Source organism: Cellulophaga sp. L1A9 (genome assembly GCF_009797025.1).
In the GTDB taxonomy this organism is placed as follows: domain Bacteria; phylum Bacteroidota; class Bacteroidia; order Flavobacteriales; family Flavobacteriaceae; genus Cellulophaga.
This window is the reverse complement of sequence record NZ_CP047027.1, coordinates 273,288-289,092: the sequence shown is the minus strand read 5'-3', so window position 1 is coordinate 289,092 and position 15,805 is coordinate 273,288. Positions and strand designations below refer to the sequence as shown.

Below are 15,805 nucleotides of genomic sequence, written 5' to 3'. Positions count from 1 at the left end.
AAGTTTTGTAAAAAACAAGCGAACGTTCGCTAAATATGTTTTTTCGCTGAAAATAGATGTTCGCAAAAAAGAGTATATTTGCTAGTATGGAAGAAGAGGACATTAAATTAATATTTGGCTTAAAGCTAAAGCAGATACGGACTGAGAAGAATTTGTCTTTGTTTGGCTTATCTAAATTATCGGGCTTATCTAAGTCGTATTTAAACGAAATAGAAAATGGAAAAAAATATCCAAAACCAGATAAAATCGCCATTCTTTCAGAAAAATTAGATGTCCCTTACGACCATATGGTTTCTTTAAAATTAGATAAGAATTTAGCGCCTATCGGCGAGCTGTTGCAGTCTAAAATATTGAAGGAAATTCCTTTAGAGCTTTTTGGAATTAAAGAAAGTAACCTGATTGATATTGTGGCGAATGCACCAGCCAAGGTAAATGCCTTTATTAGTACGGTTATAAAAATAGCACAGAATTACAATTTTAGCAGAGAGAGTTTCTATTTAGCTTCCTTAAGGTCATACCAAGAAGCAAATAATAACTACTTTGAAGATATAGAACAAAGTGTTTTAAAGTTTGCTAAGGCCTATCAAATAGATTTAAATGAAACTATTAGGTCTAAAGATTTAGAAGAGATCTTAATTGAAGAGTATGGATATACTATTGAGGTCGATGAATTGAGTAATTATGAGGCTTTAGGCGATTTACGTTCTGTTTTTGTGGCAAAAACCAAGACTTTATTACTCACCAATTCAATTGATGAAGCGCAACGAACTTTTATTTATGCTAAAGAGTTGGGGTACAATTTCTTGGATATAAAAGAGCGACTATATACATTTCCATGGATAAATTTTGAGACTTTTAATCAAGTTTTAAATAACTTTTATGCTTCTTATTTTGCGGGGGCATTGATTATTGCTAGTGCTAAAATTAAAGCGGAACTAAATGAAATTTTTGAAAAGAAAATCTTTGATACTTCCTTATTTTTAAAAGCAATTGAGTCTTTTAATGCATCACCAGAGTCGTTTTATCAGCGTTTGACCAATATCTTGCCCAAAGCGTTTAATATTCAAAATTTGTTTTTTCTAAGATTTACACACAAGGCAGGAAGCAATAAGTTTTACCTCAAAAAAGAGTTGCATCTATCTCACCAACATTCGCCGCATGCCAACGAAACAGACGAACATTATTGCAGACGTTGGGTATCTCTAAAAATGTTGGAAGACATAAGTATAAGCAAAAAGGAGCATGAGTTTGATATGCAAATCTCTAATTATCCAGAAGATGGTATGAAATATCTTGTATTGTCTTCAGCTACAAAAGATCCTTTTAAAGAGGGGCATTATCGCAGTATTAGTGTTGGGTTGCTCATTAATAAACAATTACAACGAAAACTTAATTTTTTAGGTGATCCAGCAATTGAAACCCAAAACGTGGGAGTCACCTGTGAAAGTTGCCCCATTAAAGATTGTACGGTAAGGCAAAAGCCTGCTGTTTATTTAGAACAAAAAGCTAAAAACAAAAAAATAGAAATGATTGTTAAAGAATTAAATGCTAAATATATGTCGTAAAGATTATACTGGAGTGATGTTCTGTTTTTACAGAAAAAGAGCGCAGCTGTTTTAATCTAAAAGGCTCCTTACATCATAATCATCTATACGAAATTTCTCTTTTTTATATTTTGCTTTTCTCTTAGTTAACCTTCCGTCGGTTTGGTGGTAGAAGGCATAAGAAATATTTTTTGTTTTGAATGTATATGCAATTTTTACAGGCTCATAATGTGTTAAGCCACCTTTTAAAACTACAGTGCTCTCCTCTAAAGTTGGGTAAGACGTATCCACAGTGGTCCAAGAGCACACAGTTAATTGGGTCCCTTGTTTAAAGGCTTTTTTTTTGAATAGCAGATCTTCTTTTATCTCATATACAGTAGCATAATTACAAGAGAACGACATATCGTCTTGTCTTTCTAATAAAAGAAATTCTTCCGCATTAAGCGTGTGTACCTCTGTAAAATAGGTATGCATTTTATGGTCCCTAAGGATAATCTTATTTGCTATATCATTTTGTTGTTTCGTGATGTAATTTAAATGGTAGAAACCTTTTGCAAAATGATAAAGGCTAACTTTTTTATTTTCTGATTGATAGCTGTTAAACTTGAAAGAAAGGGAGTCACTCTTATTCTTTAATGCTATAATTGTGCTGTTCGCTATATTTTTAGATTGCATGATGACTTCTATTTCATGCATAAAATGACGTAGTATACTGTCTTTGGTTTTATCTCCTTCAGCAGCTCTTATGCGATTAGGAGAAGCTCTGCGCTCCTTAGTAGCGTTAGGTACTTTGGTTTCAGTTTTTTGACCGAAAGCCCTGGAAAATAGGATTGTTAAAATAAAAATAATTAGTAGTCTTCGCATGCTGTAAATTCTCAATTAAGATTCCAAATTTAATGGCTATTATCGCACAAAATAGAAATACGCGGGGCTGTTTTATTTATTAAGGGTATGGGAGGGCAACCAAAGCTGTATCCTTCAAAGCCAAAGGTAACAGATGGTTTGTCTTTAAATAGCTAATTCTGAACAATAAACACCATGTATAGGATATAATTCGTTGATGTACTATGGCTGTCCTCCAATTCCATTTGCGCCGGCTTGCTCCATAAAGAATTTACTAGTGTCAGTAACTACTTGGTTTAATCCATCTTTAATATAAATGTCAATTGGCAATGACAATTGTTCTATTAGGACCTAAGGCGTCTAAAGACACCTTTAAACCAGCCGTAAAATGGATTGCTTGTGGTTTCTTTTTCTATCGTCTCTTTGTTAGATGAACGCTTGGTCCTGTTGTTTGCATTGATGCCAAATTGGCTAAAAAATACAAGTAGCAATATGAGTTTAAAGTGTAGTTTTATTTTAAAGGCATCACCTATCTGTAGAAAACTAATGGCGTTTTAATTGTTATAAAATTAAACCTTAATAGCTTCCTAGGCATAGCGTTATGGATTGCAGTGAAAATCCCGGAGCGTGGCACACGCGAGGAATTGCAACGAAAAGCCAGACCCAATAGGGGAACGCCCAATAAAGAATAGTGACAAGTGTTTTTTAGTTATTATTCAGCAATAGATTTTAATTCGGCAAGATCACTTTTATTGAACATATTCTTAATCTTATATAGGACACCTGTATTTAAATTAATTTACAGGCTTACGCTCTTTCTAATTTCAATGTTTAATTTTTTAGATAATTTGTCGATCAACTTATCATAAGACCTGTTTAGAATCAAGGATATGTTTCCAGAATCATTAGTAATATTCGTGTCTAAATGTATTTAAGATTACTAATGGTGTTTTTTTATTCTCACTTATCCAATGCTTTTTTATTATGTTTCTTTCGATTTAGGACTCTTTTTCTATTTAAAAGAACGCGCTGTGCTATTTTCTTATTTTTAGAAAATACTACAGAAATTCCCATAGTCGTCAATAGGGCTATAAAAGCTGATGCTCCTAACGCACCTCCGTAGCCATTAAAAAATTGGCTCTTATTAATGTAGATAACACTGAATAAAACACTTGCGATTACCAATATACTGTAACTGCCTTTAGCCTCTGAAGAGATCATACCAATAAATGATGCGCCTATAAAAACGATAGGTATGTTTTTAGTTAGGTACGGATTGAGTAGCTCAGGAAATAATTGAAAAAATAAAGCGACAATGAGTGATAACAAAGCTGATGCTCTTACTGGTCCTTGTTTTAAATGTGCACTGAAGTAAAAGGTGAGTATTGTTCCTAATATCCCTGTTATAATAACGATTAAAATGTTCATAGTGATAGCCAGTAAATTAGGGATACCATAACAACGCCAGCAAAAGCTATAGTCCCAAGCTTTCCGCCAACACCAAGAAATAGGTTTTTGGAAATCATGAAAAATAATCCCGCTAAAATTCCTGCTGCGACCACAAAATAAATGGAGGGTGTAATTTGTACACTAGACATCCCTACAAAGGCGCCACAATAAATTGCCGGTGGTAAATTTTTTAAATAAATAGATTGTTTTTTTAGTTTGGGAATAAAAGACGCTAAAGTCCCTACAATACTAGCCGATAATACGCTGCCTAGCCCAAAGTTAATATTCAAGATATAGCAGATTACAGCTCCAATTGGCACCCAAACAACTACTGTTACTTTTTCATAAGAATAGTCATCATGATGTAAATCCAAATATTTGTTTCCAAACATCGTTAGCGTAATCAATAAAAGAGAAAGGATGGCAACGTAAATGTTGGAATCGTATTTTTCTTTTATAATCATCGTTAAAAATATAATTTGAATACATAGAACATTCAAGATCATAAAAAACCGAATGGCTTTGTGCTTCTTCATTACGAAATTTTAGTATTTAATTTTATCGTATTGCGTTCGGTTATGTGTAAACGTTTTGTCTACATGTGATAAAAGAAACAAAGGTCAGGAGGGAGGCATTTGTTTACCCTTTTGTCCATGCAAATTTACAAATTTGCGGTCAAATTAAAAATTGATAGGCTTTGAAATTAGACTAAAATGGAGCGTAGAAGTGCAGGGTGGTTCTACTTTTAATAATGCGCTGGTACTTATGTATTTAGAGTGTGGTGTAGTTTTTTTTAAAAACTACAGAAGCATTTATTCGTAATTTTCCTTTAAAATTTTTTAATACGCAACTATTAATTTCTTCGAGTTTTTAGTGATTTGAAGCATCCCGAATTTGTGTATTTCCAAAATTATAAAACAACATCGAAATTATAATGAAGTGGTCGTTTTTGCTTTTCTTTTTTTAACTATGAAAAATAATAATAAACAGATGATTAATAAAAGAGCAGTGTACATAATGTAGTTGGATTTAAAAGTAGTTTGCTTTAAATCTACTTTTTTCCACAGTTCATTTTGGAGTTCTATGTGTATTTCGTGGTTGTTTTTAAGGTCCAGGAAATACTTCTCTTTAGGGAATGCATCTAATAAAAAAATAACAACAGATTGGTTGTTGTGTATGTCTTTAAATAATTCATTTTTTAGATGGATGGTTTGTATTGAATCAGGGAGCCCAATAATTTCTGCAACTAGTTTAGTTTCATGACCTAAAAAAACCTTGGGATTCTTAAACTGTAAAGTGTCTTTCTTGTTAACAATAAAATAGAAGCTGGTTTTAAAGTGTTTGAGTACTAAGTCTCTAAATTCTTTTGGTGATTTGTATGCACCTTCTCCATTGAGGTAATTAACTTCTTGTTGAAAGGCGGTAAGGGAGCTATTGATTTGTAAGATAATTTGCCCATTAGCTGTTTTAGAAATAATGATATTAGATAAATCTGGTTGATGAGCAAAGACTACATTGCTCATCAACAGCAAACCGAAAAAAAATAACTTTAATAGGTGTTTTTTATAAAGCATATTCCCCTCGTAAACCATCAATGAAGTTATTGCTACCTGCTTTGTCTACATGATAATGATACCCTCTAGTGTCGTCATAATGACCTCTAGAAGCATCTAAATCTTCATACTCTTTTCCGTTCACATCTGCATTTTCAAAGATTCCATAACCATCAAAGGCATAACCTATCATAGCAGAATGATTATCTGTTTGTGTTATTTTTTTAGAAACTCCTGTTGCTGCATGGTAATGGTATCCTGCAGCTAGGTTTATATGTCCGCCAGCATCGTCAAATGGTGCAATAGTATAAGCGCCTAAAATATTATCTACAGGAGCCGGAGCATCAAATACCACTCCATTAAAGGCCAAACCTCTACTTGAGGGTAAAGTAGAATTATCTCCATGACCTTCGGGCCTGCCTTCTGGTCTTTTGTGCCCGTCTTCACCATTTGGTCCGCCTGGTCCACCTGGAGGGCCACCGCCAGGAGGGCCTTTTGAAAAGGCATAAGCAGTTGCTGCTTTTTTAGGAGTAACAGGGATATAATATGTATGCTTTACATCGGCAACATATGAGGGCAAACATTCTACACAATAGTTTTGGTATTCCGCTCCTACATTTGGATTAGCAGCTTCCTGACATTCTTGTTTTGTTTTTGTTTTAGTGATGATACCAGTTTCACTATCGTATAACATCCAAGTATCGTCTTCATAAAAAGTGGCTAAATTTTTAATAAAGGCGCCATCTACATCATATACTTTCCCATTTTCTAACCAAATACCACCTGCAGATGCATCATCAGAAATAGTATCGGGACACCAAGGTCCCATTTCATGATCTGTAGGGATTGATGTGACCACTATTTTATAACATTCCGCCGCAGAGCCATCAGACAATGTTCTGGTTTCTATGGAAATAGGCTCTGCTAACCCTCCCGATAAGAAATTTTCACTTTTTACAGGTATTGTAACCTTATCTTCTGATATGGTTTTTGTATTTGAAGCTTTGTCTTTACAAGCAGAAAACACTAGAATCAGCATCCAAAATGTTAGTATTTTATATAGATTTTTTTTCATAATAATTTAGTGGTTTAATACGGCTATCACAAGTTAGTATAATCTTTTAAAAGAACCCATGTTTAGGGGTGTTTATCAGAAGGAGGCCCCGAAAATATTTTTTAAAATCGCTTGGTACAGCAGCTATAGCTAATTTAAAAAGGGTGTTTTTTTCTATTTTGTCATTTTTATTAATTGTTCTAAAATTACTTGGCCTTCTTCCCAGAATTCTAACTTTGAATCGGAATTTATATGACCTTTTAAACCAATATTTTTAAAATCACTATGCCATTGTTCTGCAAAATATTTAGCACGTTCTAGGCTTACAAAATCATCATTTTCACTAGCGACAACAATGGAAGGAAAAGGAAGTTTGGATGTTGGCATAGGGGCAAAGCCTCTTACTATTTCAGGTGTATGCATTGGATCGTCTACATCTGCAGGAGCTACCAATAGCGCACCTTTAATATTGGGGTTCGTATGCGTGTTTACCCAATGCAATACTAAGGATACGGCAAGACTATGTGCTACTAGAATAGTAGGGCAATCTAGTCTTAAGATAGCCTCATTTAAATTCGTTAGCCAATCTTTTAGTTTTGGTTCCTTCCAATTTTCTTGATTTACCCTTTCTGAAGCATTAAATTTCTGTAACCAAAATGATTGCCAATGATCTGCTCCAGAACCTCCAAGTCCAGGGATAATTAATAACTTAGTTTCTTCTTGTTCCATTCGATGTATTTTTTTAAATACTATTATAAATCATGTACCTGGTAGGCGATGTTCCAATGTATCAATTTACGGTGGGGGATTGAACAGTTAATTTTTATAGCTATTCTAAGCTATTTTTTTGTGACGACACATATTCAATTCTTAAATAATCCCATAAACTTGGGTCTACAAAAAGCTTTGTGTTCATTTTTTTGTATTTTATTTCGTTGTAATCATGGTCTTTAAAAAACGGATTATCAAACAAGTTGTGAATATTAAACCCCAAAACATTCAATGCTCCAACTAAATGAATAAATTCATAACTATCTGTCAACTTCTGCTCTGCTAGGATATAATTCCCTACGGAGTTAAACAATGAAGAATATCCAATACAATTGGCTTTTTTGGAGGTATAAACGGAATTTGCATTGCTGGAAACCTTATTCAGTGAAAATGCTAAGGTGTCACTCGTTATTTCATTGCTCAACGCAATTATTTCTTCAATATTTAATACTTTTCCTTCTGTTTGATAATTAATTTCCGCAATCAGATTTTTGTCAGTCAACACACTATTTTTCCTTCGGTCAACTTCTGAATACTTAACTAAAGTTCTAAATAGCACTCCCCGAGAGAGTATTAATAACAGGATTAAAAGGCTTAAGTATTTTATAATTTTCTTAAATCTATTCATTTTTTTGGAAAATTAATAGCTTTTCAAAGGGTACTCTTAATATAGGTGCTAATACCTTTTTTTTAGTCTTTGCTTCTTAAAAAAGCGTGGACCTCAAGGATATGAAGTCTAATGAGTATCTTATGATGCTTTCTGTATTTCTAGTGTTTTGTATACTTCATCAAAAACTTTAGGATTGTCTGCAAGGACAATCAGTGTGTCATGTACTTTAATTTTTGTTAGACCATTAGGAATAATATAGCTTACATCTCTTTTAATCATTGCGATTATCGCATTTTTAGGAAAACCTAACTGTACAATTTTCTTATCTACTGCTGCGCAGTCAGGGGTTATTAAGAATTCTTTCATCTCAGCCTTAGGGTTCTCTGCCAATAGCAAATCACTTGTGGTTGATTTTTTCTGGGTTTCTGGCAATCCAACATTTAACCATTTTGCCACTAAGGACAGTGTTGTTCCTTGAATTAATATGGAGGTAACAGAAATGAAAAATACAATATTAAAGATCATGTTAGCTTTGTCAATTCCCGCCAAAAGGGGGTAAGTAGCAAATACAATTGGAACGGCACCACGCAAGCCAACCCAAGAAATATAAAACCTCCTTTTAAGTTTCATTTTAAAAAACATAAGGCTGATAAATACGCCTATTGGTCGGGCCACAAGAATTAGGAATACTGAAATTAATAATCCTATACCCATATATGGTATAATTTGAGAAGGAAAGACAAGTAAACCTAAAGTAAGGAATAGCACAATTTGCATGAGCCATGCCAAGCCATCGAACATTTTTAGAATGGTTTTTTTATGTATAAGGTTTTGATTTCCTAAATAGACAGCACAAATATAAATGGCAAGAAATCCATTCCCTCCTATAAAATTGGTTGCAGAAAATGTAGTAAACATTAACGCAATGACTAAAACAGGATAGAGCCCTTCAAAGTCCAGTTTTATTTTGTTGATGATAAATTTACTAGAGATTCCGAAAGCGATACCGGCGATGCCTCCTAAAATCATTTGTTGAAAAAACAAGGGGACAATAGAAGCAAAACTTTGGTCTTGGTTGATGACCAACGTTAAAAATGCTATGGTGAGCACATATGCCATTGGGTCGTTACTTCCACTTTCTAACTCTAATGTAGGTCTTAAGTTTGTTTTTAGAGCAAGACTTTTTGACCTTAGGATTGAAAATACAGCTGCTGCATCTGTTGAAGATACAATAGAGCCCAATAATAAACTTTCATAAATAGTAAAGTCAGTAACATAATATACAAAAGTACCTAGGGAGACTGCGGTCAATAAAACACCTAATGTAGATAATAAAATTCCTTCTCGAAGAATGGGCTTAACTGCAGTCCAGTTGGTATCTAATCCACCAGAAAATAAGATAAAATTTAAGGATACTATACCAATGAATTGTGCAAGCTGTGGATCATTAAACCGGATACCTCCAATGCCATCAGAACCTGCTAACATTCCAATTGCTAAAAAGAGCAATAAAGTAGGAACTCCAAATTTATAAGAAGTTTTACCCGCAAATATACTTACAAGAAGTAATAAAGAACCAATTAATAGTATGTTTTCAATCGTTAAATTCATTCTTTTTTTCTTTTAAATACCTCCTTACAAAGGTACCGCTACTCGTCTAAAAAGTAAGCAAGAATTTACGGTTGTTTTTCTTTGATCTTCTTATTTTTTGTGAAAATATTTCATGCTGTCTTGGAGGTGGTCTGTATTGAAGCTCAGGTTTTAGCGCTTAAGTGTGTTTTTTACTTTTTACCCCTTGGCGATTAAGGCTACGGTGAAAGCGCCAAGGGCATTGCGCGTTTGAATATGCTTGGTTTTCGTTTTATTTTCAGCTAAAATTAGGTAGCTATGGGGTGTCTTTATTCTTTTGTAACTCTATGTGTTATTCTCTTGTTTGTAATCACTGTTTTTACTCTAATATTTAATAATGCAACTTCAGACGTTGTGTAAGGCGAACAGACATACCCTTCATTGGATAGTTGAACTCGGAATAGGAGTCCGTCAAAGTCTAAATTGATATCACGAATAGTTAAAGTTGCAGTGTCCATTCCTGAATAGTTGGTGGCATCTACTATATCTGAAAAAGTCACCCCTAAATCAGTACTTATTTGCCATTGATACTGGGTCGTGTTGGATGCTGTTACAAATATGTTGCCAGAATGACCATCAAAAATAATAGTATCCTGAGGGGCTACTGAAATATTAGGTGCTGAACTAAATTCTTGATAATCGGATACTGTATTATTATCTCCATCTTTTGGATTGGTATACCCACCTTGCCCAGTAACCACACCCCACGAATTGGTCGTGATTGGTGAAGTTCCTAAATAGCCATCACTATCTCCATCTAAGAATCCTGCTTCCACAGCATCATTACATCCATCGCCATCACTGTCAGAAGACAAATAATCAAGTATATTATCATTATTGGAATCCTTAATTTCGTAATTTATAGTTCCATTATCATATTGCCCTACGGCTTGTACAATATCAACAATACCATCAGTGCCAACGGGCCCTGTTAATCTGCCCGCTACCAGTGATTCTCCGTGGCCGGCTTCAATAGCATCATAGATACCATCATTATCACTATCTAAATCTAAGCTGTTCACTATACCGTCTCCATCTGTATCTTGTGGAGTACAGCCGGTATAAAAACTTTTATCGTTTACTACAAAAAATATAGGATCTGCGTTGGCAGAAATTTCAAGACGAAATATTACCGCTTTAGTTCTTTCTGCAGGCGTAAGCCCAAACTCAGATAGTTCAACAGCAGCAAGTCTAATGTTCTTTTTTTGATTCCTACCACTTGCGGAATCGTTTACGTTGTATTGATCCACATTTGAATTTCCTACTATGGGAGTATTATTCCAATTAACTTCAACACCATTGCCCAGATAATTTCCGTCTTCATCGAGTAAATGTAGCCTGTTATAGTTTAAACCACCTCCCAATTGTGCCCCCTGTGTTACTAAAATATCCATTTCGCCATCGCCATAGGCAGTAGTATTTGTTCCTCCTAGACTAAAGTACCAAATATTGTCAATGTTGGCAATAGCATAGCCCATATCAAGCCCTCTTTCTCCTTCATAGAGATATGGGTTAAACGGAATTCCGCCTGATGTAAGTTGTGGCGCTACAGCACTTCCCGTATTTCCATCCAGTGCCCTTCCTTCTAAACGTATTCCAGATTTAATTTTTGTCACAGGTCTTAACGCAGTCCAAGAGGTCTCGTCAACAGCGACATCTCCTATGCCATTCCCATCAGTGTCCATACTATCATAGAATCCATTACTATTACCGTCTATCATAACGCTTGATCCAACACCTGTAGCATATGTTTCGCTGCCCACTGTAAATGCTAAAAGTTCAGATGTATTGTCGTAAGGGGTTGTATTGAGGGATCCGACAGATGAAGTCCAGAAACCACTGTAGTTTGTATATATGGACGTCACATAATTCGTAGATGTTAAACTAGAAGGAGGAGAACCAAATGCAGTACTAACCTCACAACCATCTTCATTAAGATCTGGAATACCATCATTATCATCGTCTTCGTCAATATCATCAGTAAGACCATCACCATCAGTGTCTATTTCCGCAAAAGGTTTGTCCGCATTGACGTTTGTTGACTGATTTTTTTTTCTTTTTCAAAAACGACGGTATCATGAGAATCAACAGGTCCGAATAAAAGAATAAATGAGGTAATTGGAATAATTAGAACTAAAATTAATGATGCAGTGTACCTCAATCTATGTTATGTTTTAGAGATTTGAATTCGTAGTTATAAATACTTTAATTATTTTTTTAAAGTAGACCTAAACTAGAAGATTATACGGAAGTAACACTTTAATTGTTGTTAAGAGAATACTTTTGATCGTGTAAGTGATAAATGTTGTTGTTTGCTTTAAAATTAGTAACAGAAATAGGGGCTTCTTTTTTTGGAGAGAAATAAAAAAGTAGCGTAATTGGTTAAGCTAAAGTACTGTTAATCAGTTGTTTTTGTAAGAAAATACCGCAATTAAAATAGTTATTGTATACAGTTGGAATTCAACTAAATAGGAATAACGCTTTGAATTAAATTTTATTTATGAATGCTGTTTTTACTTAGAAGTTATAATAGGTGTCCTTAAACATTCTCTTTTATAAGTTCCTCTTAAGTAAAGACTCAAGAATAGGTTTTTCTGGAGCCTTTAGTTTCAATACGGTACTTAATGCGGCCTCACTAAAGGCTTCCATTCTATTTGTGTTCATCTTATAATTTATTTTTGTACTATAATTTAGGGCGCCCAAAGGACTAGCTGTACTCTAAAGCATTAATGCCTTAATTGAAGCGTTTTTTTAGTTTTATCCACAGCTTTTTCTTTAGAGTGTACACGTTTAATACTCCGGTATACAAATTCCTATGATACCCTTTTTTTATTTCTAGAGTATCACTAGATTATTTCTTTCTTGTATTCTTCAGTGCTATCAATTGTAGTATTCCTTTAACTATGCTTATCTGGTCATGGGTACTTCCATTAAAAGGACACGTGCATTTTCCGTTGCTTTTACGTGTATCGTTTCCGTATCCCAAATGCCCATACCATCTCTTTTAGATAATTTTTGGTTATTAATTTCTACAGCTCCTTCAAGAATAAAAGCATAGACACCATTGCCTTCCTTTTTAATGGTATAGGTGTCCGATTCTTCTTTTGTGAATTTTCCAATATGAAACCAAGCATCTTGATTTACCCAAACACCTTGATCGTCTTTATTAGGAGAAAGTACTTGATAAAATTCATTCTCTTTTTCAATAGCTCGTATAGAAATTTGATCGTATCGTGGTGCTTGATTTTTCTCTTTAGGGAATATCCATATTTGAAGAAATTTTACATCCTTGTCTTTGTTTTTATTGTATTCAGAATGTGTAACACCTGTTCCTGCACTCATGATTTGTACATCTCCTTCTTTAATTACGGTAACATTTCCTAAGCTGTCTTTGTGTTCTAAATCTCCTTCCAAAGGAATAGAAATAATCTCCATATTATCGTGTGGGTGTGTTCCGAAACCCATTCCTGCTTGCACGCGGTCGTCATTTAAAACGCGCAGTACACCAAAGTTCATTCTTTCTGGGTTGTGATAATTTGCAAAACTAAAGGTGTGATTTGAACTTAACCAACCGTGATTTGCTTTTCCTCTTGTTTCTGCTTTATGAATTATTGTATTCATTGTATTTAGTTTTTAACTGATTAGGTATAAATTACAATGCAAAGATGACACAGTTTAGGAGGCTGTGAAATATGAAAAATGGGAGTAAACATATGAAAATCCGATATTAGGATTTGTTTTCTCTTTTTTTGAAGTGTAAAGGAGATAATTGAGTGTGTTTTTTAAAAAAAGCACTAAAATTGGCAGGTTCGCTATATCCTAATTCATATCCAATTTCTTTATTGGATAGGTTGGTAAAATAGAGTAATCTTTTGGCTTCGGTAATTAGTCTTGATTGAATATATTCTTTAGCTGTTTTCCCTATTTTGGTTTTTACTGTTCGGTTTAAATGGTCTGGTGTAATATAAAGGCGTGTTGCGTAATAAGATGTAGTGTGTTCTTTCTTGTAATTATCATCTACTAAATCTTTAAAATTTCGAATAAGGTTGTCTCCAGTACTGTCAATATCTGATTCTAAAGGATTCATAGCGCAACTATTATTGCATGCTATTAACAAGAGTTTTAAAAAAGCACCTATAGATAAATTTTTCATTCTGGCATCACTTATAAATAAAGCGAAGATTTGATAGCTAAAGTTTTCTATGATGCTAAACTGTTCCGGACTAGGCAATAAGGGAGGTGTTTGACCGTAATTTTGAAAAAGATTCAAACTCGCAATAAATGATAATGGAATAGCGTTTTCTGTCAAAAATTCATTAGAAAAAGTCATAGAAAAACCAATGGATTTTTCCGTTTCTACAACTTGATGTACTTGGCCAGGAGCCACGAAGAAGATTTGTTTGTCCGCTAGGTCATATGAATTGAAATCTATTTTATGAAGTCCCTTAGCTTTATTAATTATTAAGACAGTATAGTAGTTGTGCCGGTGTGGCTCGTCTACTTTTCCGTTCCGCTTGGTGTAAATATCTTCCATTTTGGAAATTGCAAAACTCACGTTTTCCTCAACAGAATTTACTTTTTTATATGTTTTAACGGGACTCATTCTTTCTAATTAGCGGCAAAGGTTTGTAGCGGAACATAAAAGACTTAAAACTTCCTTACTTTTTGTATTCGCCTTTTATCAAATTTACAAATTTACTGTCATTGATTTTTAAATCTTTAAACTGTTAATTTTAAGCCCAAACAACACTAAGATAAGCTAGACTTTCGGACGTAATTCCTATGTGATTATATCCTGTTTGCCACTTAAAAAATTCACTTGAAATTCTATTGCTACAGGAAATTTACGTATACACCCATTATCTCAATAGCGCTAATAACACCATTTATATATGTGGATTGGTCTGCCAATTTTTATTAGTAGTAGTAACATAAATTTTGTGTAAAACAAAAAGCGAATCATTTAGAACTAGGCTATTTTCTTATCTTTTTATATTAGGTGAGATGAGGTGCTTTTTATTCTTTTTCCAATGTAGAGAATGCAGCAGCTTTTTTTCCGTCATTATTAATTCCATCGTTATAAAAATAACTATACAAAATTCGGTTTTCGTCAATTTTGGATAGGATTATGGTGCCTTCTTTTATACATGTAGACGTATTATTTTCAATAAGCTCTGTAAATGTGGCTTGATCTGCGGAGTACTTGGCTAGTTTCCATTTTCCTGAACAATCTAAACTTGGATAAGTGATGTTGTAATTTCCATTTTCAATGTTTAACACAATAGTCCATTGACTAGCCTCTGTTAAATCGGTTTGATATCCAATTCCAGTCCATTTTCCTTCCAACCATTTTTTGTTTTTTGAAATGGATGTATGTGATACCCCACAACTTGCTAGGAGCGCTAAACTAAATACGGTTACTATAAATTTAAAATTGCTCACTTTTACAGATTAATTATAAGTGTATTATGTGTATGAAGCTGCATTTTGGGAGCAAGGACGATACGCTCGATTCTCCTATGAATTAAAAAGAGCATATGTTTAGACGCTTATTTTTCGCGTTCTGTTACTTTCAGAACAACCTTTTCCTTTAGAACCCTATTTAAGCTATTTTTTATCTTCTGGTAAAGGTGAAATCATAATGTGCGCTCTATGTGTTCCTGGATTCATAATCCAAGGATGATTTGGTGCCATTGGAATTTCTGGTAATCCCATAGATTCAGAGGTAGCCCATGGCATATATACTACATAACGGAGTTGCGCATCTTCAACCTTAGAAGTTTCTGGGTCATAAGCTGTTTTTGATCCAAAAAGGATGTGCAAGCTAGATCCAGGAGTTATTTTAAGTTGTCCAGATTTCATTTCGGCTTCACGGATAGCAAAAACTTCCTGCCCTGTTTTTCCTTCGGCTCTTAAGGCTCTTCCTCTGGCCATAAAAGGCTCAAGGTCTTTGTGGTAGCATGCGGCGTTGAAGCCATCTTGATTGGGGTTGTCCGCTAGAACAATATATTGATTATTTCCTTCTCTCAGCGTCACAAATTCGCCAGCCATGTTATATCCTATCACTTTACAGCCCGCTCTACTTTCTTCGGGAGCAGCCATTAATGCTGTTGCAAGTAAGGCTTCATCCGTATCAATAGGTTTAAGTTGTGTATTGACATCTTTAGTTGTTGTTTCTACTCCGGTTTCCAATACTGGCGATTCCTGTTTTGCGCTTTTTGATTTTTCTGATGAGTTACAAGAAATTAGCATTCCTGTAAAAACAAGTGCTGTAATAATATGTTTCATGGTTTTTTGTTTTTCAGATTGTTAGATGTCAAATCAAACAGATTTAGCATACTTCTAAAAATAC

The 15,805-nt window shown here is 34.2% G+C and carries 14 protein-coding genes; 1 reads left to right on the top strand and 13 read right to left on the bottom strand.

All coding sequences use genetic code 11. From position 1 onward, the window contains the following. Positions 1–86: 86 nt before the first annotated feature. On the top strand, positions 87–1,565 hold the full coding sequence (locus GQR94_RS01295) for a helix-turn-helix domain-containing protein (protein WP_158979436.1): 1,479 nt from the start codon (positions 87–89) through the stop codon (positions 1,563–1,565). Positions 1,566–1,616: 51 nt separating this feature from the next. Here GQR94_RS01295 and GQR94_RS01290 read toward each other — a convergent pair whose 3' ends face one another. The 13 genes from GQR94_RS01290 to GQR94_RS01230 all read right to left on the bottom strand — a co-directional run bounded on the left by GQR94_RS01290 (position 1,617) and on the right by GQR94_RS01230 (position 15,741). Then, on the bottom strand, positions 1,617–2,408 hold the full coding sequence (locus tag GQR94_RS01290) for a hypothetical protein (protein WP_158973639.1): 792 nt from the start codon (positions 2,406–2,408) through the stop codon (positions 1,617–1,619). 939 nt (positions 2,409–3,347) lie between these two features. Beyond that, the gene (locus GQR94_RS01285; RefSeq protein WP_158973638.1) at positions 3,348–3,815 is read right to left on the bottom strand and encodes a hypothetical protein; all 468 of its coding nucleotides are present in this window, start codon (positions 3,813–3,815) and stop codon (positions 3,348–3,350) included. Next, entirely contained in the window at positions 3,812–4,372 is a 561-nt protein-coding gene (locus GQR94_RS01280; RefSeq protein WP_158973637.1) for a hypothetical protein, read from the bottom strand. The genes GQR94_RS01285 and GQR94_RS01280 overlap by 4 nt, the downstream gene beginning before the upstream one ends. Before the next feature lie 393 nt (positions 4,373–4,765). Then, complete coding sequence (locus GQR94_RS01275) at positions 4,766–5,359, bottom strand: hypothetical protein (RefSeq protein ID WP_158973636.1); 594 nt, start codon at positions 5,357–5,359, stop codon at positions 4,766–4,768. Positions 5,360–5,399: 40 nt separating this feature from the next. Continuing rightward, positions 5,400–6,464, bottom strand: coding sequence for a YHYH protein (locus GQR94_RS01270; protein WP_233268595.1), 1,065 nt, complete (start codon positions 6,462–6,464; stop codon positions 5,400–5,402). A 153-nt stretch (positions 6,465–6,617) separates the two neighbouring features. Then, positions 6,618–7,172, bottom strand: a complete 555-nt coding sequence (locus tag GQR94_RS01265; protein ID WP_158973635.1) for an alpha/beta hydrolase — start codon at positions 7,170–7,172, stop codon at positions 6,618–6,620. Positions 7,173–7,272: 100 nt separating this feature from the next. Then, positions 7,273–7,842, bottom strand: a complete 570-nt coding sequence (locus GQR94_RS01260; protein WP_158973634.1) for a hypothetical protein — start codon at positions 7,840–7,842, stop codon at positions 7,273–7,275. Between the two features lie 120 nt (positions 7,843–7,962). Then, entirely contained in the window at positions 7,963–9,435 is a 1,473-nt protein-coding gene (locus GQR94_RS01255; RefSeq protein WP_158973633.1) for a potassium/proton antiporter, read from the bottom strand. A 287-nt stretch (positions 9,436–9,722) separates the two neighbouring features. Next, on the bottom strand, positions 9,723–11,318 hold the full coding sequence (locus GQR94_RS01250; RefSeq protein WP_158973632.1) for a hypothetical protein: 1,596 nt from the start codon (positions 11,316–11,318) through the stop codon (positions 9,723–9,725). A gap of 1,042 nt (positions 11,319–12,360) precedes the next feature. Beyond that, positions 12,361–13,074, bottom strand: a complete 714-nt coding sequence (locus tag GQR94_RS01245) for a pirin family protein (RefSeq protein WP_158973631.1) — start codon at positions 13,072–13,074, stop codon at positions 12,361–12,363. Between the two features lie 106 nt (positions 13,075–13,180). Next, complete coding sequence (locus GQR94_RS01240; protein ID WP_158973630.1) at positions 13,181–14,056, bottom strand: AraC family transcriptional regulator; 876 nt, start codon at positions 14,054–14,056, stop codon at positions 13,181–13,183. A gap of 413 nt (positions 14,057–14,469) precedes the next feature. Continuing rightward, the gene (locus GQR94_RS01235; protein ID WP_158973629.1) at positions 14,470–14,895 is read right to left on the bottom strand and encodes a hypothetical protein; all 426 of its coding nucleotides are present in this window, start codon (positions 14,893–14,895) and stop codon (positions 14,470–14,472) included. A gap of 165 nt (positions 14,896–15,060) precedes the next feature. Further along, a complete protein-coding gene (locus GQR94_RS01230; RefSeq protein ID WP_158973628.1) occupies positions 15,061–15,741 on the bottom strand; it encodes a hypothetical protein in 681 nt (226 codons plus the stop codon). Between the last annotated feature and the right edge of the window lie 64 nt (positions 15,742–15,805).